This window comes from Acaryochloris sp. 'Moss Beach' (assembly GCF_021497025.1).
GTDB classification, from domain to species: domain Bacteria; phylum Cyanobacteriota; class Cyanobacteriia; order Thermosynechococcales; family Thermosynechococcaceae; genus Acaryochloris; species Acaryochloris marina_A.
Genome location: NZ_CP071717.1, coordinates 4551827 through 4574129, shown reverse-complemented (window position 1 = coordinate 4574129; position 22303 = coordinate 4551827). Strand labels below are relative to the sequence as shown.

The following is a 22303-nucleotide window of genomic DNA, read 5'->3' as shown; positions in this document are numbered from 1 at the left end:
GGCACACTGGGAGTATCCCCCACCTACTCTCTTACTTGCATGATTAAAATTGATTTCACCGCAGAGGAAATCCAACACCTCAACTACGAACGCTATCATCATCCTCACCCACGGGTGCAGCGACGGATGGAAGTGCTCTACTTGAAAAGTCAGGGTCTTCCCCATGCCCAGATTTGTCAGCTTTGTCAGATTAGTCGTCCGACCTTAGCTAAAACCCTTCGTCAGTATCAACAAGGCGGAATTGAAGGACTGAAGACCCTGGAATACAAAGGTCAACCTAGTTCACTCAATGCTCATAGCGATAGTGTGAGAGCCTACTTTGAGCACCACCCGCCCCCGCACCAGTGCAGAAGCCCAAGCAGTCATTGAACAATTGACAGGCATTAAGCGTTCTCCAACCCAGATCAAAGCCTTCCTCAAGCGCATTGGTTGTCGCTATCGAAAAGTGGGGTATGTGCCGGGAAAGTCGAGTCTGCCCGAGAAAATTGAGGAGCAAGAGCAGTTTCGACAAACTCGCCTTGAACCCTTATTAGAGGAAGCTCAACGCCAAGAGCGTCTTGTCTTTTTTGTGGATGCTGCTCATTTTGTTCACCGGGCTTATCTGGGGTTTCTCTGGTGCCTTCGTCGGATCTTCATCCCGTCTCCTTCTGGCCGTCAACGATTCAATGTTCTGGGTGCACTCAACGCTGTCACCAAAGAAGTCACCAGTATCACCAACCACACCTACATCAACTCTCATAGCATGTGTCTGTTGCTAGCCAAGCTGGCACTACTCGACCCAGTCATACCCATCAGCGTCATTTTAGACAATGCCCGATATCAAAAATGCCAGCTGGTGACTGACTTTGCTGAGATCGTCGATATTGAGTTAGTCTATTTGCCCTCCTATTCACCCCATTTGAATTTGATTGAGCGGCTTTGGCGCTTTGTGCGCAAGGAATGTCTCTACTCGAAGTATTATGCCGATTTTCACTCTTTCAAAGGGGCCATTCAACATTGCATTGATCAATGCAATGGAGAGCACAAGGCGAAACTAACAAGCCTTCTATCACTCAAGTTTCAGTCTTTTAAAGAAGTTAATATCTTAGCCGTCTAGAGTATAATCAATCTTCTTTAACTCAAAAAGCCCCTTTAACTGTTGAAGTGACTAATAGCGGAAAAATTAATATTCCTGTGAATTATGGCCCTCTAGAACTCGAAGAAATCAGTTTCCTGCCATCTCAAGGAATATTTGGAGGGTTATTCTTTGCCGCAGTCGCTACTTTCAGAGATAAGATGATCTTCAATTTTGCTTACTCTGAACCCTCTTTAAGTCGTGGGACTGTAGAGACCTTAATCGATGATGCATTGTCTTATCTAGTGGGCAGTGAATAGGATATTACTCTGAATCATAGTGAGTTAGTTCTGCAAGCTCACTTTCAATATCACTTAGTCTTAATGAGGTTAATAGCCCCAAATCACAAGAACCTGGGGCTAGCTTCACCTTTAGTGTCATTCTATTTTCTGTTACGTCATCCTCCTAATTCATGCAATTTTCAAGCGGTTGGGTAGACTGCTATTAAAATTACCACCACCCCCGACGACGACGAAGGAAACGACGACGCCAAAATCGGAAAAAAGCGACTTTTCCTTGGCCTTCAATCTTATTCACAGCTTTAGCATCTTGCAAAGTGTTAGGGGCAAGCCTATTCTGCTCAAAGTTTACGGCAGAAAGATTTTGATGTTCTAGTGTAGTGGGAGCAATGGTTGTTAGCAGAGGTTGTATCGGTTCTGTCGTTTTACTCAGTGCCTTTTGTGTTGAAGCAGTCATTAGACATACAGAAAATAAACCTGCGCTCAGTAGTACTTTGGTGGGAGTGCTTTGGTATTGAGTCATTGTTCAGAACCTCGTTTAGTTGAAGGAAGTAAGTTGTTTAACTTGTCCTCACTATCGCGAAACTCTCAAGCCGAAACAATCCTGTTTTATTCAGGAAAATTCAGGTCTTTGAATATTGCCAATAACTCCACACCTGTTCAAGTCCTAGATCCACTGCTTGAACAAATCGCCTTGGTTCTGACTACTGAGCTGACTGGCCATGTCAAACCTGATTTTTGTATGTGGAGCGCTTAAGTCATGCCTTGGGTCGGCATCTATTATCAGGGGCAGCGCAAGAAAAATGAAGCTGTAATATGCTATGGAACTCCATTCTGTTAAAAGGGTTTCCCCATGGCTACAGGATTCAGCAAGCCGCCTTCCTCACCAGCTTCCACTGACTCATCCTCGTCACTCCTGCCTGCCAGTGATTGCGATCAGGCTTATCAACAGTTGTCCGAGTGTTTTGAAGATTTGCCTGATCCACGGGGAGGCCAAGGTGTCCAGCATCCGTTTGTCAGCATCGTCGTGATTGGACTATTGGCAAGTTTAGGTGGCGCACAAGGGTGGGAAGACATTGAAACCTATGGTCTAAGCCATCAAGATTGGTTGTCGAGTTTTCTGAGCCTACCGTCTGGGATGCCGACAGCAGACACCTATCGACGAGTGTTTGAGCGTATTTGCCCCTCCGCTTTTGAGCGGAGTTTCAATCACTGGTTGGATCAGGTAGTGACAACCCTCGGCGCTCAAGTGATACCGATTGACGGCAAACAACTCAGAGGTTCCTATGATCGCAATCAAGACCAATCCGCATTGCATCTGGTCAGTGCTTGGGCCAGTGAGTATCGGTTATTTCTAGGACAGGTCAAAGTTGCAGACAAGAGTAACGAAATTACCGCTATTCCAGCACTGCTAGAGCTATTAGACATTGCCGGGTGCATTATTACCATTGATGCAATGGGAACTCAGCACGAGATTGCCCGCCACATTCAAGCTAAAGAGGCTGACTATGTGCTGGCCCTCAAGGAGAATCATCCCACGCTGTTTGAGCAGGTTGAGCAATGGTTTGAAACGGCTGAAGCGAATGAGTTTAAGTGCATTGAGCACAGCTATGATGCGCGGGTGGAAGCAGGGCACCATCGTCGCGAAAAACGACAAGTTTGGGCCGTGTCCCTTCAACAGATGGGTCCTCTGTACAAGCAGGCGCAGTGGAAGGGCTTGCAAACCATCGTCAAGGTCGCTCGAACCCGTCACTTGTGGAACAAAACCACCTATGAGGTGATGTTTTATATCAGTTCTCTACCGCCAAATGCTCAGCAGTTGGGCAAAGCCATCCGCCAGCATTGGTCGATTGAGAACCAACTCCACTGGGTCTTAGACGTGACCTTTGGCGAAGATGCTAGCCGCATTCGCACAGGACATGCGCCGGAAAACATGGCCATCCTGAGACGCTGGAGCATCAACCTTCTCAATCAAGAAACGTCCTTTAAGAAAAGTACCCGTCAAAAACTAAAACGGGCGAGCATGGATGAAGCGTATATGCTCAAAGTTCTAGGCGCTTCTCTTCCTTTACAGTCTAGCCTTTCAGAGGCTTGATTTTCTTGCGCTTACCCTGCATCTATTATGACGATATACGTCCTACCTGATCTGAAATGTCAATGTTCCAGGAGGAAGTTTCGAGATGCGATCGCATATATTCACGACCACCTTCAAGATCCCATTTGCCTAGCGGATCTCGCGAGGGTGATACATATGAGAACAGTTCAAGCAAACGATGGGAATGTCTCCCTATCGATATGTCACTCAATGTCGGACTCAAACGGCCCAAAGACTTCTACGCAATCAACACTTAGCCATCTCAGAAGGTGCCTACCAAGTCGGAATTTCCAAAATAACCTCCATCCTGAAAAGTAATTTCAGCATTAGTTTTACTTAAAAGGTTATAAATACCGTCTTTAGAGACAGACGTCATGACTTTTAAAATATATCGAGGAAGATGCCTCATAATATATTTACACTTCAAGCTATCAAGAGAATAAGCTATTTAAATTCCAACAAAGATACCTATAGTTTCAAGATTTTAATTTTCAAAAAAAGCTTATCATTTCAAGCCAATTCAATCTATTCTTTGAGGTCATTTAGTTGGCACAATTAGTTCTTCTTGGTGGCCCCCCAGGGATAGGAAAATCTACCGTCCTTAAAAGCTCACTTTTAAATGGCTTTAGCTGTTTGGAAGCAGATGATATTTGGGCACCCAATAAAATAGGTACGAGACAGGAAGCAATCAGTGAAGTTATTAGAGCCGTTAAAGCAAATCTCAGCTCATCCAACGCAGTCATCTTATCTTGGGTCTTTGCTAGATCAGAACTATACACTCCTTTCTACAACTATTTCGCAGACCTAACCTCACTTCAATCGATCTACTTAGTGTGTGACTCAAAAACCTTAGCTTCGCGCCTAGAAGCCCGAGGTACCGCAACTCAAGAGCACTATTCCCTAGAAAAACTCAGGCTAATTCACGCATTACCATTCAAGAAAATTGATACTACTGGAAAGGCTCCTGAAATTGTCGCACAAATACTCATCAACACAATCCAAGACTCTATCTAAACATATCTTTTAAATCATCACTACAGGCTTACAGAAGGTATCAGTATTCGGCTGACTAGGTAATAAAAACTCTATTGTCTAGTTTTTTAATCGTACAAAGAGGACAAGAACTGCTAAATAATTTCAATGTATATATGCCATGAAGATACAGAAAAACAAGCTCAGATCTGACAATGCAAATGGATGATAGCAAGGAATACAAGCTCTCAATTCGGATCGCTGGCAACACGCAGATTCCATGTTTACAAGCACTCCACTCTAAAGGATATGTTCTCTCGCACAACTACTTGAACGATACACCTGGCAAATGGGAAGATCCACAATGGGATGCAGAAAAGAATGGTCGAAGATTCAGTGCCACGTCACTTGAAGAGCTTCTAGGTCTCATTTCTATGTGGGAGATTCGTGGTGATGACTGGCGACATAAAAGCTGGGAAGAAGAACTCTATGATCAGCTTATAGAGTCTGCTTCCATGTATGACAGTGAAGGCAACATCATTGACAATTAAACGACAAAAAAAGCAAAAGCTGAAGTTCTGCAAAGTTTTCCTATCAAGACTGAACGACTGATTCTTCCTTCGTTCACCAGAAATTAGGTTATCAAGCGCCAGTCTCCATAGCTCCCACCACAGGTAGAGCCCGCTAAGGAGAATTCCAAAACTCCACACTCACAGAAATTCAATATTCTGCCAATGCATTAGTCTTACAAGAGCTAGAAACAGAAGATCGAAATGTTGCCACTTCAGACCAGTAGTTTATGCACTAGCGATTTTTAGCGCTTGTTGGAGCCGCTTTAAATCTTCTCCTCGCTGATGGAGCAATAACCAAGACTCCATCAAATCAGGCCCCTTCATATCTCCCGTTAGTGCAGCACGAAGCGATCTCATCACCAATCCCTTCTTCAGCTTGTTCTCTTTCACCGTCGAATTAATAAACGATTTCGCCGTTTCTGCCGACAATTCAGCTCCTTCCACAGCAGCGAGCGGGTCGATCACCCCTTGCAAGGCTACAGCCACCCCTTCTTGACTCAACTGCTTTTGAGCATCCTCCGTCCAGGTCAGCTCATGGGTAAACAGAAACTGCGTCATCTCAGTCACATCCTTGAGTCTAACCAAACTAGGCTGAATCAATGCCGTCACTTGGTCCACCCAAGGTCGATCTGCAACCGGATCAAAGTCATAATCCGCAGCTTGCCAATAGGGAATCAACGCATCAGCCAACTCAGCTAGGGGCAGCTCATGCAGATATTGACTACTGATCCAATCCAATTTATCCCAATCAAACTTGGCTCCCGCCTTATTCACCCGTTCAAAGTCAAACTGGGCTGCCGCATCACTAAGGCTAAAAATTTCTTGGGTCGCATCAGGGGGAGACCACCCCAACAGCGTCATATAGTTCGCTAAGGATGGAGCCAAAAACCCCATCTCCTGAAAATCAGAGATAGAGGTCACCCCATCTCGTTTCGAAAGCTTCCGCCCCTCCTTATTCAAAATTAAGGGGGTATGAGCAAATTCAGGAACCGTACCGCCAAAGGCTTGATACAGCAAAATCTGTTTGGCTGTATTGGCAATATGATCTTCTCCTCGAATCACATGAGTGATCTTCAGATCCATATCGTCCACAACCACCGCCAAGTTATAGAGGGGTTGCCCCACTTCGCCAGAGGCCGTGGCTCTCGCAACCACCATATCGCCCCCTAGATCTCGTCCCTGCCACTGCATCGGGCCACGAACCAAGTCCTTCCAGGTAATCGACTGATTATCCTCAATCTTGAAGCGAATGACGGGTTGACGGCCTTCGGCCTGAAAAGCAGCTTCTTGCTCCACCGTTAAATTTCGATGGCGATTGTCATAGCGAGGGGCTTCATTCCGCTTTTTTTGAGACGCTCGCATCTCATCTAGCTCTTCTGTCGTGCAGTAGCAGCGATAGGCCAGCCCTTGATCGAGCAGCTTTTGAATCGCATTCCGATACAAATCCAGGCGTTCAGACTGGAAATAGGGGCCTTCATCCCATTCCATCCCCAACCAGCGCAAACCCTCCAGAATATTTTCGGTGTATTCCGGTTGCGATCGCTCCTCATCCGTATCTTCAACCCGAAGGATGAAGGTGCCCTGGTGGTGGCGAGCATATAGCCAATTAAAGACTGCAGTTCTAGCAGTGCCAATATGAAGGTTCCCCGTTGGACTAGGGGCGATACGAACTCGAACGGTCACTAAATCTCTCGGTTACACTACAAATTCCATCCTACCGATAAAGCCACCCGAATAGAGATCCAAAAATCTCCCAGGTGGCTTTGCACGGAAATATGGGATGAGAACGGGACTGACGGGATTCGAACCCGCAACTTCCGCCGTGACAGGGCGGTGCTCTAACCAGTTGAACTACAGTCCCTTGCGCTGAGCAATCTTTATTGTGCTTATAGAAACGGCATTTGTCAAACAAATTGTGTGAAATGCCAGAAAATCATCCGACTGGAGATGATCCGTTAGTGCACACGCTGAGCAATGAGCTGCTCCTCTAAAGCTGCAATGCGGTTATAAGCAGCCGTAAGCTGGGCCGTCAATCGCTGAATTTGAATTTCAGGCGTGATGGGTCTCTCACCATGCTGTTCTCTTGAGTCAAAAGAATTATCTTCTGCTAGAACATCCTTATGGCTCAAACTAGGGCTGGTATGTAGCGAAGATTCATTAATGATTGCCCCAGACAGCGGACGTTGTTGAGATTCTTGCTGAGAAAGGGTTGTTGTCAGTTTATGATCAAGCTGCTCTATCACCTGGTGCAGGGTATCAACCTTATTACTCACCAGCGTGAGTTGTTCTTGCATTGGATCCATGGTCTTTCCCTACTGATTTGACTTTATTCCATGTTAAGGACTTTTGGAGGTAAAAGGAGTCTTTTTGAAGGCACAAAACGGAATTAAATCTAAAGTCTCGTCGCCATAAATTGAGGTTTAGATCCGCATTTTTACCTATCCGACATTACCAAATCCTTGGAACATCTACCGGTCTTGAAAGTTGAGTACTTTTACCCTCAAAAAACCTACAGAAGGTATCATTCCATGTTTGTTGAACAGGGGCTCGAATAGTCATAATTCGTTAGAAAATAAGAGCCACTTCCCTGATGGCATGTATTCTCGACCGTTTGAGTCCTCCAATATGGGTTTTCAATCAAGCAGCGTTATCTTAATAGAGGTGATGAATAAAAAGTGATGGATCGACGTTCTTTTTTACAGACCTTAGGTGCAGTAACCTTGAGTCAATTATTAGGGGCCTGTCAACAGAACAACCGCACCGCATTACAAGTGAATTTGTTGCAGAAGACACTCCCTCCTCAATTGGTAGATAAATTCCGCTCAAACTCTAATATTCCTTTACAAATTTCGTTAAAATCCTCTACCCAGGAAATTTTCACTCAGCTCCAAAAATGGCACCGGGAAGATCAAAAACAACCGTCTGAAAAATCGGCCGCAGAAGATCAGCCCAAGCTCCCATCCCGATTAGCCAGTCTAGGGGATTATTGGTTACCCCAGGCTATTCAACAAAACTTGATCCAACCTCTATCTGCTGATGATCTGAGTCGATGGTCTGACTTACCCCCTCGATGGCAACAGCTGGTTCGTCGCGATCTCCAGGGCAATCCTAGCGACGAAGGTAAGATTTGGGGGGCTCCCTATCGGTGGGGGGCCACCTTGATTGCCTATCGAACCGACAAATTCAGAGATTTAGGGTGGCAACCCAAAGATTGGTCAGACTTGTGGCGATCTGAACTGAAGGGGCGCATTAGCTTGCTCGATCAACCCCGAGAAATCATTGGCCTGACTCTCAAAAAGCTAGGCCAGTCCTACAACTTAGATGACTTAGACTCCATCTCAGAACTCTCCCAAGCGCTAAAGGCCCTCAATGATCAAACCCTCTTTTATGCCTCTAACCAATATCTAGAACCCTTAATTTTGGGAGACGCCTGGGCTGCAGTGGGGTGGTCATCAGACATATTGCCAGCTCTAGCACGGGAACCCGAGTTAGATGCAATCTTTCCTGCTTCAGGCTCAGCCTTGTGGGCTGATCTATGGGTCCAGGCCCAGCCTAGTCAAGCGATTAATCAATGGATTAATTACTGGTGGGAAGACACCGTCGCCAATAATTTATCGGAATTTACAGATACCGTCTCACCCCTGTTATCCGCCCAGCTCTCAATCAAATCTCGAAGCCATCGCCTCGTTGCAACCCCTGAGCAGTTCGAAAAAAGTGAGTTCTTGTTACCCCTCTCTACCCTGACCTTGCAACAATACAAACGCCTATGGCAAGCCATGCGGATACAGGCCTAAAAAACACTCCGAGGATAATTAGGATTTAACCAAAGGCGGCAAGGCAAAGCCTGGGTAGACTTAGGATCTACATAATCTGGAATCGGTTGGGATCGTCCATCCAGCATGCTAGGAATAAAATGTGGATCGCTTTGGGCAAAGTCACAGGTATAGGCTCCCAAGACAAAATCTTGGGAATCCAGCACCATCAACTGATAGCCGAAATTGCTAGCATCAGACCCGAATTTGAGTACAAAGGCATACCGTTCAAAGTAGGTATAGCGAGTCCACAATTCTGGTCGAACCATTACATTAATTTGTTGGTTGCCCACCTGCCCAACCCCATAGGCTTTCCAGTCCGAGACTAATTTTTCACCAAATTGCTCATTGGTCCACCATAGACTAGGCACCGTAAACCCTTTCTGTGACGGAGTATCTGCAGAAATAATCGGCCCATTTGGACGATTCTCTAGCAAGGTTTGTAATTCTGTAGGTAGGGCATTCGTAACAGGTTTACGCCGGGGTTGAGCAATAGCCATGTCGCTGATCAATCCAGCCAAAAACAGCATTCCCCAAAAGCAACCCCCTCTCATCACAGCCCTCCGATCTGGCTGTGGGGTCCCAACATGCAGCTTACGGGAAGTTTGCCAGACTATCGCTTGCCATACTTTTAATAGGAGGAATAATCTTGACATAACCTGCACTCATTGGGATAGATAGGGTTGCATTCACTTCCTATCTCAAAATATCGCCATACAACCTTAGCCAACTAGGCCAGAGTCGCTTGTAATCAATAGTGAACAGTTGAGGCTTAAAAAGTCAATGCAATCCACTTAAGTGCTTCAATCAATCCTTTCCATTGACTAAAGCCTTTAGGCATTGGCGAGATTTGCGAAGTCATCAAGAAATAGGTGCAATCAACTCATAGCCGCCACTACAAAAAACTAAAAACAGGATTTCCTCGTCAAATAAGTCTACTTTTTTTAAAAAACAAGATGAAGGATATAGCTACAAAAACGAATACAGAAATATTTTAATTGCTAAAGAGTAAAAACTATAAAGAAGCACAAGTCTGCTTCCATTACTCCTCAATAAAAATGGTAATTTCTTTCCTAAAGTAGAGGAAATTTAACCGTCAAGAATATCTAATGAGCCCTTTTGGAGATTAGTACCCAGCCTAGAGAAAGCTATTTTTGAGAATGAAATATTATTTTCTTGAAAATATTTAAATAAGGGAGCTGAAAATGATACAGTTTTTTTTCTAAAAAGGAAAATCTTTTCTTGATCTAGATACCATTATTAATGGGCATATTCAATATATTACTTTCCTCCCAAGCTAACGACAGCCCTACCCTCTGTGAAGACACTATCTATACATTTGACGATGACGTGACCATGACGGTTGACCACATCACCCTGAGCCGATACCAAATTCTAGAGCAACTATACGAAAGCTCTAGAACATTGGTTTATCGCGCCCAAAACCAGGTCACTCAGACTGATGTAGTCCTTAAGATACTTAAAACCCCCTATCCCACCGCTCAAGAATTAGCTGAATTCCGACATGAATATGAAATAGCCTGCGGTATTGATGTCCCTGGGACCGTTCAGCCCACCACTCTTTTGCCCTATAACAACGGGCTGGCTATTGAGATGCCAGACTTTGGCGGTATTTCCCTCTCCAACTTTGCAACCCACACCGGGAATGGCAAGCCCCATTCTCCTATGGCTGTCAATGTATTTTTAGACATTGCCCTTCAGCTGGCTAAAGCATTGGAGAGTTTAAGTCAACACCATATTATTCACAAGGACATTAAGCCTCAAAATATTGTTGTCCACCCCCAAACCTTAGAAACAAAACTGATTGATTTCAGCCTGGCATCTCTATTGCCTCGGGAAAGTACCGCTTTACTCAGTCCTAATTTGCTAGAAGGAACGCTGATCTACCTTTCCCCAGAGCAAACGGGACGAATGAACCGGAAGGTGGACTATCGGACAGACTTTTACTCCTTAGGCATTACGTTTTATGAGTTGCTGACAGGCCAACTTCCATTTCAGGCCCAAGATCCAATGGAGTTGGTGCATTGCCATATTGCTCAAGTCCCCGTTGCGCCGATCATTATCAATCCAAATATTCCTGAAGTCCTCAACCAGATCGTACTGAAGCTGATTGCCAAGATGGCTGAGGATCGGTATCAGACGGCCTATGGACTCCATTACGACCTAGCCTACTGCCGTCATTTGCTGCAGGAGCAAGGGCAAGTTAGTTCTTTTGCGATTGGTCAAGAAGATCAGCCGACGGAGTTTATTATCCCTGAAAAATTGTATGGCCGAACCCAAGAGGTTGAGGTGCTACTCAATACCTTTGAGCGGGTTGCTCAAGGGGCTACCGAACTGATGTTGGTATCGGGACATTCTGGCGTCGGCAAAACAGCCGTAATCAGCGAAATCCATAAACCCATTGTTCGGCGACGGGGCTATTTTATTCAGGGCAAGTTTGATCAACTGCAGCAAAGCATGCCATTTGCGGCTCTTTTGCAAGCCTTCCAAGATCTGTGTCAACAGTTATTAATGGAAAGCTCTAAGAGCTTAAAGCAATGGCAAACCAAAATCCTGGCTGCAGTGGGTGACAATGGCCAGGTCATTATTGATGTGATCCCAGAAGTTGAACTACTTATTGGTCCCCAACCTCCTGTGGCTGAACTCGAGCCCGGGCCTACCTTAAATCGGTTTAATCTTGTTTTTCAGCAGTTTTTCCAAATCTTTCCAGGGGTCGATCATCCCCTGGTTCTATTCCTAGACGATTTGCAATGGATTGATTCTGCTTCCCTAAAGTTCCTACAATCCCTATTAGAAGAATCAGAACGAGGGTATCTATTACTGATCGGGACTTACCGTGACAACGAAGTCCTGGAAGCTCATCCTTTGATGCAGACCCTGAGACGGCTCGAACAATCAGAACTAACCATCAGTCGACTACATCTGACCGCTTTAAACGCCAAGGATTTGAATGAACTGATCTCAGACACCTTGGCTTGCTCACCCGAGCAAACCTGTACCCTCACCCAATATTTATTTCAGAAGACCCAGGGGAATCCCTTCTTTAGTCGACAATTCTTGCAAACCCTGGAAAAAGAAGGGCTGATTCGGTTTAACAACACCCTGCGATCTTGGGAATGGGATATTACTGAAATTCAGGCATTGGCTCTAACAGGAGATGTCGTTGAGTTCATGCGACGCCAGTTACTGAAGCTCTCGCCGAAAACCCAGGAAAGTCTCAAACTCGCGGCCTGCATTGGTAATCGTTTTACCTTGAAGACCTTGGCCATTGTTTCTGACACTAGCGAGGAGGAAACCACCCAAATATTATGGGAAGCATTGCAAGCCGGATTGTTAGAAGGCGTTAAAAATGTCAGTCTGCAAGAACAAATCCAAGCAACCGTAGATGAGGATCAGCCTCCTGCGATGGAGTATCGCTCGTCAGGGTTAGCCCCCTCCATCAGCACCTATATATTCCTCCATGACCGGATTCAGCAAGCGGCTTATTCCTTAATTCCGTCGGGCCACAAACGAGCCACTCACTTGATGATTGGTCAACAGTTACTCAAGCTAATTCCAGAGATGGAGCGGGATGAGCAGATCTTTGAGCTAGTCAATCAGCTCAACCGTGGAGCAACGCTACTCCCGACGTCGGCAGAGCAGGTGAATCTGGCTGAACTCAACCGAGTCGCAGCCCAAAAGGCACGGACCTCTACGGCGTACGATCTCGCTGCGGAGTATGCCTCTATGGGCTTGACCCTATTAGGAAAAAATGGGTGGCAGCAGCACTATGATCTGACCCTGGCATTATCTGAGCTAGCAGCTGAGGCTGCTTACTTGCATAGTGCGATTGGGACCATGGAATCATTAATCGAGTCCATTCTGACCCACGCCTCTCATCCCCTCGATCAAGTGAGGGCGTATGAAATCCAAATCCAAGCCTACACCTCCCATAACCGACTGTTAGACGCGCTCTCCACAGCCCGCCAAGCCCTTGCCCGTTTTGGTATCCATTTCCCAGGGTCCCCTCAGCCTGCAGATATCCAAGCAGCCTTTCAAGAACTTGCCCAAGAAACAGCACTGTTCAAGGTCTCAGAGTTTGGCAATTTGCCAGTAATGCTCGATCAACAACAACTAGCGGTGATGGGGATTGCAGCCAGTATGATCCCAGCAGCTTATATTGCTGCACCTGATTTATTCCCCTTAGTGACGGTGTTAGGAGTTAAAACTAGCATTCGCCATGGCAACTCCCCTCTGGGTGCATTCTTTTATGCCACCTACAGTATTTTACTGACCGGGGTGCTGCAGGATATTGACCTGGCAACCGAGTATAGTCACTTGGCACTCCAGGTAATGGAGAAGTTTGATGCCAAACCCGTTCAACCCTCTGTACTATATAGCTTAGGAGCATTTGTCGTTCATGATTCGGCGCATCTCCAAAATGCGATCGCACTTCTGCGCGAGGGCTATCAAATTGCGTTGGACACTGGAAATTTAGAATTTGTCGGCTACTGTGCTAAAGATATTTGCCAATATTCCTATTTCTGCGGTCAAGACTTAACCAGCTTAACCCAGGACATCCAAGCCTTTGTCAAGATTTTAGACAAATTCCAAATCGCCACCACTTCCTCTTTTACCCGACTGTTTTTGCAAGTGGTCCTTAATCTCCAAGGCCAAAACCAGGAGCCCACACAGTTAGTGGGAAAAGCCTATAACGAAGTTGACGTCTTACCTCAGATGGTGAGCACCAGCAATTTAGCAGGGCTGCACTTTTACAGTGTGCATAAACTCGTTCTCGGCTATTTATTCCATGATCGTGATCATCTCCTAGACCTTGCGGATCAGGCCCGTTTCTACTTAGACGGTGGTCCAGGCTACTTTACAGGATCCATTTTTCACTTTTATGACTCCTTAGCCTTACTAGCACTCATTCCCACCGGATCAATTATTTCCGAACCCTGGCAAGCCAGAATTGAGCAGAACCAGGCTTACCTACAGCGACACGCTCAGTATGGCCCCATGAACGTCAAGCACAAGTATCATCTTGTGGAAGCGGAACGCTATCGAGTCTTAGGTGAACATATTGAGGCCATTGAGGCCTATGATCTCGCCATTGCCTTAGCAACAGAACATAATTTTACCCAAGAAATCGCCCTAGCCCAGGAACTTGCTGCCCGCTTTTATTTGCAATGGGGCAAAACGACCATTGCCCAGACTTATATGGTCAATGCCTATTACGCCTATGAGCGCTGGGGAGCAACCGCCAAACTAGCGAACCTAGAAAGCAACTATGCCCAGTTATTAGCCCCATTCCTGAATAGTGGACTGCGGATTCAGGCGTTAGAATCCTTTAGTTTGGCACGAACCCAACCCACCCACTCCAGCCACCAAAGTGGCTTTAAAGGCCTTGACTGGGCTGCGGTCATGAAAGCATGCCAAGCCCTATCTGAAGAAATTGAACTTGAGCGACTCCTGGCCACCACCATGCAAGTCGTCATCGAGAATGCTGGAGCAGAGCGGGGCTGCTTGTTGCTTTACCAAGACCAGCAGCTCTGCCTAACGGCTCAATATCCTGAGCAAGCAACGCAGCTTCCCATTTCTTTGCACCATGTCGGGATTAATGGCCACCTGCCTCTATCCCTCATTCACTATAGTGAACGAACCCGAGAAACCCTGGTCATTCAGGATGGTCGCACCGAAACAAAATTTGCCGGTGACCCCTATCAAATTGATCGGGCTCCTCTGTCTCAGCTTTGCATGCCGATTCTGCGGCAAGGGGACCTAGTCGGATTACTCTATCTAGAAAATAATTTAACGCCCGGGGCCTTCACCCCTAATCACTTAGAAGTACTCCATCTGCTAGCCGCCCAAGCCGCCATTTCCATCGACAATGCCCAGCTCTATGCCTCAGTTGAGAAAAAAGTCACCCAACGGACCCAGCAACTCCGCACAGCCCAGCTAGAAGCAGAGCAAGCAAACCAAGCAAAAAGTGATTTTCTGGCCAGCATGAGTCACGAATTGCGCACACCCCTCAATGCCATTTTGGGGTTTAGTCAGTTGATGGCCCAAGATGTGGCGTTACCGCAGCACCTGGATGAATCTCTTGCCATTATCAACCGCAGCGGTGAACATTTACTCGATCTGATTAACGATGTGCTGGCCCTGTCCAAAATTGAAGCAGGAAAAACCACCCTTCAACTCGATACCTTCAATTTTCATGAATTTTTACAGGCCATTCATGGCATGTTACAGCTGAGGGCTAAATCCAAGGAGCTAGACTTTCAATTAGAGCAATCACCTGATGTCCCTGAAGTCATCCAAGCAGATGAACGCAAACTTCGCCAAATTTTGATTAATTTATTGGGGAATGCCATTAAATTTACAGAACAGGGCGAGGTGACGTTGCGAATCACAACCCCCCACTCCAACTCTGATGAATTCACTCCTCCCAATATTAGTGTCCTCCAATTCGAAGTCGAAGACACGGGGGCTGGAATTGCCGAGGATGAGCTAGATAGCGTCTTTGAAGCATTTGTCCAAACCCAAGCAGGTGTAAAATCCCAACAGGGCACTGGGCTGGGACTCCCCATCAGCCAAAGCTTTGTACAGCTCATGGGCGGCCAGCTACGAGTTCGCAGCGAAGAGGGAATCGGAACCTGCTTCTTTTTCAACTTACCGGTGTTGGTAACGACCACTCAGGTCACCCACAAACCATCCCAACAGAGAATTCTGCGGTTAGCTGAAGATCAGCCGAACTACCGTATTTTAGTGGTGGAAGACCAAGTCGATAACCAACGACTCTTAATTGATCATTTATCTCCCCTCGGTTTTGTGATGGCTGCCGTCAGTGATGGTCCAGCAGCCATTGAAAGTTGGCAATCTTGGCGTCCTCATTTAATCTGGATGGATCTCCAGCTACCTGGGATGAATGGGCTAGCCGCTGCCCAGAAGATTAAGGATTTAGCCGCTGCGGATCACAGTCCTCCTCCAGTCATCCTGGCCCTCACTGCTAATGCATTTGATGACGTTCGCACCCAAGCCCTTGCCAATGGTTGTGACGGATTTGTCAGTAAGCCCTATATTCTGGCTGAGATATTGGATTTAATGGCTGATAAGCTCGATATTAGCTGGATTACCGAAGAATCTACGCCTTCTCAACCTCAGACTATTCCCCTTCGGCCCCTTGACCCTGAACACCTCAACCGGCTGCCTTTAACTTGGCGAGAGCAACTCAATCAAGCCGCCCTATTTTTGGATGAAGGTAAAGTCGTTGACCTGATTTCAGAAATTGAACCAAACCATCAAGAAATTGCAGCAAGCCTATACCAACTCGTCAAGGACTATCAGTTTGAAAGATTGATTCACTTAACTGAATCCAGCTAGCTTAGATGAACATCGCTAACCATCCACCTATTTCAGGACATTACACCTATTAATTGCTGTTCACATTGCACCTATTAATTCCTTACTGTTGATACCAAGCCAATAAAGCAGTCTGATGAACGTGTTGCCAGGACAAATGATGGGTTTGGGCAATCTGGGCACAGTCTTCATATTCAGGCTGGACGTTGACCAGCTGCTGATGATGATACGCCAGCTTGATCTGGATTGGACCGTAGACCGTATCAACGGCTTTAATTTCCCGTTGCAAGGTTGTTCGTTGCTGTTGCGATCGCCGAATTCCCAGCGTGCTTGTTTCTTTGAATATCACCGTTTCACAAGCCGGGGCAATTTCAGGCTGGCAAATCACCGTCAACAGAATGCCAGGGCGGGATTTCTTCATTCCCACTGGCTGGGTAAAAACATCTAAGGCCCCTGCCTGAAATAGAGCCTCAAAGACATATCCAAAGGCTTGGGGATTAAGGTCATCGATTTGTGTCTCCAGCACAACTACGGTTTCTGACTGGCTCGATGAAGATGGAGAAGCTACAGATTCACCGAGCCAGAGGCGAAGAACATTAGGCAAAGATAAGTCCAGGGTACCCGCCCCCAACCCGATCTGGTGTAGAGACATGGGGGGTGGAGGTCCAAAGGATTGAGCCAGAGTGGTTGCGATCGCAGCCCCCGTCGGCGTGACCAATTCCTTATCAATACCATTGTCATAAACCGGCACTTGTCGCCTTTGCCATAACTGTAAGACCGCTGGCACTGGCACCGGCAACTGCCCATGGGCCGCTTTAACCGTCCCACCTCCAGTCGGTAGAGCAGAACAGAACAGTTCCTCAACCCCCAACCAATACAGCCCTACACAGGTTCCCACAATATCCACGATGGCATCCGTTGCCCCAACTTCATGGAAATGCACCCGATTGGGTTCAATGCCATGCACCTTGCCTTCAGCAATGGCTAAATTCCGAAAAATGTCTAAACTCCAGAGTTCTGCCTGTTTAGGCAATTCAGCTCCCAGAACCAGGCGTTCAATTTCTGGCAAATGCCGGTGATGGGAATGCTGATGTTCAGATGATTGCCCAGCCTCTTTCTCCAGTTCCACTCGAACATAGGTGGCTTGTTGGCTTTGACGGTGAACGGAGCTGACCTGTAATTCAAATTCCTGCTCAATGTCCAAACGCCTGAAATAGTCTTGGAGAAAGGAAAGCGGCACCCCTAAATCTAAGAGCGCTCCCAAGCACATATCCCCAGCAATGCCTGTGGGGCACTCAAAATAGGCTAGTTTGGTCATAGAGGGCAGTCCCCGCACGGGAGCATCGAATTTCAGTGTACCTGTCCTTATGGCTGGAAAGCCAACTGGTCCCACTCATAGACCAAGGCCAGATGACAAAGGAGAAGATCATGGCCCAAATTTATACCGTTCATCCTCAAGACCCTCAACCACGAACGATTGACGCGATTCGGGCAGATTTACTGAACGGAGCGGTCATGCTATATCCCACGGATACGGTTTATGCCATTGGCTGTGATATGAACTCCAAAGCCGCGGTTCAACGGGTCAGACAAATTAAACAAATGTCAAATGACAAACCTTTGACGTTTCTCTGCTCGTCCCTTTCCAATATTGCTCAATACGCTCGAGTCAGCGATCCAGCCTACAAAATCATGCGCAAGCTGATTCCCGGCCCCTATACCTTCCTGTTACCGAGCACTAAGCTTGTTCCTAAATTGGTACAAAATCCGAAGCGCAAAACCACCGGTATCCGCGTCCCGAATCATCCTGTTTGTCTGGCTCTTTTGGAATCCCTGGCCAACCCGATCATCTCTACTTCTGCTCATTTCTCTGATCAGGTCAGTGTTTATGGCTGGTCTAAAAACCAAGAACCCCTTTCTCCGGCCGAGCTCTTTGATCATTTCGACAAACAAGTGGATCTGATTATCGACAACGGTCAAGATCTCAGCGACAAAGCCTCAACCATTTTAGATCTCTGTCAAAATCAGCCCACAGTGGTACGAGAGGGATTAGGTTGGGATGAGATCGCGTCCGAATTCGCCTGGGTTTAGCCTGGGTCCCGCAAACGGCAATAGTCTTCTAAGGTTTGTTCCACAGCATTCAAGATGTCGTTTTGCTGCCACCCCTGGAAAAGATGAGCTGCGATCGCACATCCGCCTGCACCGACCCCTTCTTTCACAAACCCCTGCTCAAATATCTGTAACTGCGGATAGCGTGAGGTTGCGAAATTGAGCTGGGTCGCCACTAAAGGCACCTCGCCTACCTGGTTCGCCAGGGCAACCGTATCCCCTGACGGATCCTCAACCACCCAGCGGGTGGTCCCCACAAGCATATTGTCAGGGTACCAAGGGAGTCGAAATATCTGTGAAATCTGCCTCGCCAAAGCATACACCGCCAGCATTTGTGTCCCACCCGCCAACATAACTCCACAGGAGCGACTGGCCGTAAGCATCATCCCCGCCACCACAATCTGCATTGGATCGCCCACCGCAGCCACTAGCCCCAACGGATGGGCCAGCCAGTCCTGCCGCCCCGCTTTAGCTAACCCTTCCTCGACCAGCTGATGCTTTTGCTGATGATTACAGACCGGATGGCTGCTATTCACCTGGCCTGCTACCGAGTATCCTAATCCCGTTAATATCCCTTGAGCCGTCGTTGTCCCCCCCACCACGCATTCAGCCAAAATCAGATATCCATCTGCCGCTTGCTTAGCTAGGGTTTCCCCCCACGCCAACCCTTGATTAAATAACAGCTCAACAATGGGCAGGGGCAAGGCCATCCCCGAACTGAGGCAACGGGCAGCTTGTCCACCCAAATCCACCGTCGGAACCGTGGGCAGATGCTGTAGCCCGGCATTGAAAAGCCGGAAGGGAAAGTTTTGATGGGTATAAATGGGCCATGAAATCATGGCTGGAGACACGCCTTGAGCCAAGTCAGGTAAAGGATAGGTTGGCTGAGCTTGTGGACCATTGAACAAGAATTCTGCATCTGCAAGGGCCGTTACACATCGAGCCGTGGGGGTTGCCCCCGCCGTCGAAATATTAGGAATCAATCCTGTCTCTGTAAATCCCAAGACACAGGCAAAAATCGGTGAACGTCCTTTGTATTGCTTCAGCCACTGATTACCCTGCTCTAGCTGGGTATACACCCGCAGCATAGGTTACTCGTCCTGGTATTCAAGAAAGGTTTGCAGCCATAGGGGCGGATCAGGGATGGATACCCCGATGCGATCGAAAACAAGCCAAGCCACTAAGTGCACCAACAAGATATATAAAAAAGCATTCAACAGAATCAAACCAACGGCAAAGAGTTGTATGACGATCACATCGGGCTGCAGCAGAAGACCTAACTTAATCACAACCCAATCTAAAAAGCCCGTAATTTGACGGTTGATATAGATCCAAAGATTGGTCCCGACCAGTAACGAAAGCAAATTGAGCTGGAAGAAAAATCCAATCGCCATGATCAGGATGCTCCAGCCCATCGAAACGGCCCAACTGACTTGCCGTTTCCACAACCCTCCCAGAATGACCCCCACCACACCATAAGGCATTAAAAACTGAACACTCCGAGGAGGTCCCATCAAAACGGTAATCAAAAGCGTGGTCACCCAAGCACTCATCCATGCGGAACGATTGCCCCACCGCAGATAGAGCAAAGCTGTGGGGATAGGGAAAAAAATCCGTAACAACGGTCCCAGGGGGAAATAAGTATTGATATACCAGATTAATGCTGTTGCACTAGCCAAAAAAGCCGTCTCTACCATGGGTAGTGGCTTATTGGCTGGGTTAGGAGGAACCTTGGACATTACCAACGTAAACTGAGGGTGAAATTCTTCTGACGCTGAAGATTCAAATAAATCTGGCTCATTTAATTGTGATTGCGAACGCCAGGATCATAAGCAGTACGTCCCCATTGAAGATGGAAATACACATCAATGCTTCAACTCCAATGGGACAGGTCAGTCTAGATGAGCACGGATAGGATGATTCACCTAACAGGAATTAAAGAATTAAATCTTCTAGGGCATCAGTATCAATGATGCACAGAACATCCTGATTGCGTTGAATGAGGCCTTTATTTTCCAGCTTACCTAATTGGCGGGTTACTGTCTCTCGGGCCATCCCGCTGAGACTACTTAATTCTCGATGGGGTAAATTGGGAATTTCTATGCCACCTTTCCCCTCAATTCCCTGACCTTCCGCTAAGAATAAGAGAATATCTGCAACGCGGGATTGAGCATCTGCCTCTCGCAATCGCAACCGCCGATTAAGCTGCCGCAAACGACGAGCCATCAGCTTAGCCAGACGGATGCCAGCTTGAGGCTGGGTCTGCATCAGGTTCACAAAATCTGTAGAAGGCATATTCGCTACAGTTGTGGGGGTGAGGGTAATCACATCTGTAGAGCGGGGCACTTCGTCTAAGGGAGCCATTTCGCCAAAAATCTCACCCTTACCCACAATGTTTAAGGTGACTTCTTTGCCATCAATGTTATAGGTCCGGATTTTAACCCACCCATTCAAAATGAAGTAAACCGAACTTCCCCAATCATTTTCTAGGAGAATCACCCTATTTGCAGGGTGTTCGCGGGTTACAACTTGAGCAACCGCTTGATCAACGACTGGATCGGGTAAACCAGCAAAAAACGGAGTTGAACGAAGCTGAATTTCTAGTTTGTCGTCACGGGAACTGTGCCGATCATCCATAGACGTTTGGGGGGAGAAATGAGACGGTATCAAAAGGAGTGAAGCACAATTACTGGCTTGAAGCAACCATAACAAACAAACTTCCCCCCTTGAGAAAATCTTGAAGGAAAGTTGCAGACCCTAACATTGTGTGTTACATTTCTTAATATTGAAGAACTTCTGGATTGCTGAGCTATCTTCTCCCTCTACATATCAGGCCTTCTTCTCAACACAGCTTATTGAACCAGTCGATTTATTCCGACTGCTTCTTCCCAGCTCATGAATATTACCTGAGCAAATAACAGTTGTTTAGATTTCATCACTTTGCGGTCGTAGACCGTGATACCTTAAAAGCTGGTGCGCTTTGTAAAAGAGGCTTTTTTCAAAAACTTTTACACAAGGCTGTGGCTAGATTCGAAGTCTGTGAAATCTACTTTCCTGAATATTCATCTAAATTTTTCGCGGCAAGTTGTCTGCAAGATTCAAAGCTGTTCTCATATTTACTAGGCTTATCAATAGAGAGTGCAGTGGTAATCTACAGCAGAGTAGCGTGGCGGTGGAGCTTGGTTTGTGCCAAACAACCATCCAGTTCAAATCTAGTGTCCTTTCAATTTTTTTAACTCATATATCAATCCCCTGGAGGTATTCTCAATGTCCATCCGCCTATACGTCGGTAACTTACCCAAAGAGTTGGACCGGGACGAACTAGCTGCATTATTCACTGCAGAGGTGGGTGAACTCACTTCCACAAAAGTTGTTACCGATCGGAAGACCGGTAAATGCCGTGGGTTTGGGTTTGTCACTGTGGAAACAGATGAGCAAGCAGACCAAGTGATTGCTAAGTTAAATGGGCATATGTTCAAAGACAGTGCCTTGAAGATTGAGAAAGCTTTACCTAAAAGCAAGGAGGCTACTAGCAACCCAGGGACCAGTAATAATGCTCCTCGCCGTGGCAATGGTAATAAAAGCAAATCCCACTCTTACACTCAAGCAGAAGCAGCTCAGCCTGATCCAAGATGGGCTGACGAGTTAGAAAAGCTGAAGGAAATGTTGTTTGCTCAAACCCAATCTTAAGTCGTCTTGATATCTACAGACTTTTGATAGAGAGACGCTTGATACAGCGTTTGTTCTTGGTGAGTTTCTAACACGCAGTCTGAACGGGGATAGGCCACACAGGTAACCGTATAACCTTGGCCTATTTCCGTTGAGTTCAAAAATTTCTGTTCTGATTGCTCGACTGTTCCACTGATGAGTCGAGCAACGCAAGTTGAACAATCTCCCTGTCTGCAAGCAGAAGGGAGATTTATATTATTTTCTTCCGCGATATCGAGAATATATTCATCATCTGGAATATTAATTGTGTGATCTAGATTAAGTTCGGGGTTGATAAATCGGACTTGGTAGGTTGTCAT

At 46.7% G+C, this 22303-nt stretch carries 18 protein-coding genes, 1 tRNA gene and 1 pseudogene; 10 read left to right on the top strand and 10 right to left on the bottom strand.

Annotation, left to right across the window (positions count from 1 at the left end; all coding sequences use genetic code 11):
- The first annotated feature begins 39 nt into the window (after window positions 1-39).
- Both HRE53_RS21505 and HRE53_RS21500 read left to right on the top strand, forming a co-directional pair.
- Window positions 40-1096, top strand: a pseudogene (locus HRE53_RS21505) (IS630 family transposase).
- Between the two features lie 47 nt (window positions 1097-1143).
- A complete protein-coding gene (locus HRE53_RS21500) occupies window positions 1144-1374 on the top strand; it encodes a hypothetical protein (protein WP_235107868.1) in 231 nt (76 codons plus the stop codon).
- A 190-nt stretch (window positions 1375-1564) separates the two neighbouring features.
- Here the strand turns inward: HRE53_RS21500 and HRE53_RS21495 are convergent, their stop codons facing one another.
- Window positions 1565-1876 (bottom strand): hypothetical protein, encoded by a 312-nt coding sequence (locus tag HRE53_RS21495; RefSeq protein ID WP_235107867.1) that lies wholly within the window; start codon window positions 1874-1876, stop codon window positions 1565-1567.
- A gap of 330 nt (window positions 1877-2206) precedes the next feature.
- Here HRE53_RS21495 and HRE53_RS21490 point away from each other — a divergent pair, with 330 nt between their 5' ends.
- The 4 genes from HRE53_RS21490 to HRE53_RS21475 all read left to right on the top strand — a co-directional run bounded on the left by HRE53_RS21490 (window position 2207) and on the right by HRE53_RS21475 (window position 4971).
- The gene (locus HRE53_RS21490; protein WP_235107866.1) at window positions 2207-3448 is read left to right on the top strand and encodes an ISAs1 family transposase; all 1242 of its coding nucleotides are present in this window, start codon (window positions 2207-2209) and stop codon (window positions 3446-3448) included.
- Window positions 3449-3632: 184 nt separating this feature from the next.
- Window positions 3633-3788 (top strand): hypothetical protein, encoded by a 156-nt coding sequence (locus tag HRE53_RS21485; protein ID WP_235107865.1) that lies wholly within the window; start codon window positions 3633-3635, stop codon window positions 3786-3788.
- A gap of 206 nt (window positions 3789-3994) precedes the next feature.
- Window positions 3995-4462, top strand: coding sequence for an AAA family ATPase (locus tag HRE53_RS21480; RefSeq protein ID WP_235107864.1), 468 nt, complete (start codon window positions 3995-3997; stop codon window positions 4460-4462).
- A gap of 173 nt (window positions 4463-4635) precedes the next feature.
- Window positions 4636-4971: a hypothetical protein gene (locus HRE53_RS21475; protein ID WP_235107863.1), complete on the top strand. Its 336-nt coding sequence runs from the start codon at window positions 4636-4638 to the stop codon at window positions 4969-4971.
- A 246-nt stretch (window positions 4972-5217) separates the two neighbouring features.
- On the opposite strand, the gene gltX is transcribed toward HRE53_RS21475, so the two are convergent.
- The 3 genes from gltX to HRE53_RS21460 all read right to left on the bottom strand — a co-directional run bounded on the left by gltX (window position 5218) and on the right by HRE53_RS21460 (window position 7295).
- Window positions 5218-6675, bottom strand: coding sequence for a glutamate--tRNA ligase (gltX, locus tag HRE53_RS21470; RefSeq protein WP_235107862.1), 1458 nt, complete (start codon window positions 6673-6675; stop codon window positions 5218-5220).
- A gap of 104 nt (window positions 6676-6779) precedes the next feature.
- Window positions 6780-6853: transfer RNA gene (locus HRE53_RS21465), tRNA-Asp, on the bottom strand.
- A gap of 94 nt (window positions 6854-6947) precedes the next feature.
- Window positions 6948-7295, bottom strand: coding sequence for a hypothetical protein (locus tag HRE53_RS21460; RefSeq protein ID WP_212665234.1), 348 nt, complete (start codon window positions 7293-7295; stop codon window positions 6948-6950).
- A 375-nt stretch (window positions 7296-7670) separates the two neighbouring features.
- On the opposite strand from HRE53_RS21460, the gene HRE53_RS21455 reads away from it, so the two are divergent.
- Complete coding sequence (locus HRE53_RS21455) at window positions 7671-8786, top strand: extracellular solute-binding protein (RefSeq protein ID WP_235107861.1); 1116 nt, start codon at window positions 7671-7673, stop codon at window positions 8784-8786.
- Here HRE53_RS21455 and HRE53_RS21450 read toward each other — a convergent pair.
- Window positions 8783-9460: a hypothetical protein gene (locus HRE53_RS21450; protein WP_235107860.1), complete on the bottom strand. Its 678-nt coding sequence runs from the start codon at window positions 9458-9460 to the stop codon at window positions 8783-8785. The genes HRE53_RS21455 and HRE53_RS21450 overlap by 4 nt on opposite strands.
- A gap of 607 nt (window positions 9461-10067) precedes the next feature.
- On the opposite strand from HRE53_RS21450, the gene HRE53_RS21445 reads away from it, so the two are divergent.
- Window positions 10068-16187, top strand: coding sequence for a hybrid sensor histidine kinase/response regulator (locus HRE53_RS21445; RefSeq protein ID WP_235107859.1), 6120 nt, complete (start codon window positions 10068-10070; stop codon window positions 16185-16187).
- Between the two features lie 82 nt (window positions 16188-16269).
- Here the strand turns inward: HRE53_RS21445 and larC are convergent, their stop codons facing one another.
- Window positions 16270-17484 carry a nickel pincer cofactor biosynthesis protein LarC gene (gene larC / locus HRE53_RS21440; RefSeq protein WP_235107858.1) on the bottom strand — a complete coding sequence of 405 codons (1215 nt, stop codon included), beginning with the start codon at window positions 17482-17484 and terminating at the stop codon, window positions 16270-16272.
- A gap of 110 nt (window positions 17485-17594) precedes the next feature.
- Between larC and HRE53_RS21435 the strand changes: the two genes are divergently transcribed.
- A complete protein-coding gene (locus HRE53_RS21435) occupies window positions 17595-18257 on the top strand; it encodes an L-threonylcarbamoyladenylate synthase (protein ID WP_212665230.1) in 663 nt (220 codons plus the stop codon).
- Here the strand turns inward: HRE53_RS21435 and cobT are convergent.
- The 3 genes from cobT to HRE53_RS21420 all read right to left on the bottom strand — a co-directional run bounded on the left by cobT (window position 18254) and on the right by HRE53_RS21420 (window position 20912).
- The gene (cobT, locus tag HRE53_RS21430) at window positions 18254-19363 is read right to left on the bottom strand and encodes a nicotinate mononucleotide-dependent phosphoribosyltransferase CobT (protein ID WP_235107857.1); all 1110 of its coding nucleotides are present in this window, start codon (window positions 19361-19363) and stop codon (window positions 18254-18256) included. The two genes, HRE53_RS21435 and cobT, sit on opposite strands and share 4 nt — an antisense overlap.
- A 3-nt stretch (window positions 19364-19366) precedes the next feature.
- On the bottom strand, window positions 19367-20014 hold the full coding sequence (locus HRE53_RS21425; protein ID WP_212665228.1) for a DUF2232 domain-containing protein: 648 nt from the start codon (window positions 20012-20014) through the stop codon (window positions 19367-19369).
- A gap of 196 nt (window positions 20015-20210) precedes the next feature.
- On the bottom strand, window positions 20211-20912 hold the full coding sequence (locus HRE53_RS21420; RefSeq protein WP_212665227.1) for a Crp/Fnr family transcriptional regulator: 702 nt from the start codon (window positions 20910-20912) through the stop codon (window positions 20211-20213).
- A 630-nt stretch (window positions 20913-21542) separates the two neighbouring features.
- On the opposite strand from HRE53_RS21420, the gene HRE53_RS21415 reads away from it, so the two are divergent.
- Window positions 21543-21965 (top strand): RNA-binding protein, encoded by a 423-nt coding sequence (locus tag HRE53_RS21415; protein WP_235107856.1) that lies wholly within the window; start codon window positions 21543-21545, stop codon window positions 21963-21965.
- Here the strand turns inward: HRE53_RS21415 and HRE53_RS21410 are convergent.
- Complete coding sequence (locus tag HRE53_RS21410) at window positions 21962-22303, bottom strand: 2Fe-2S iron-sulfur cluster-binding protein (protein WP_235107855.1); 342 nt, start codon at window positions 22301-22303, stop codon at window positions 21962-21964. The genes HRE53_RS21415 and HRE53_RS21410 overlap by 4 nt on opposite strands.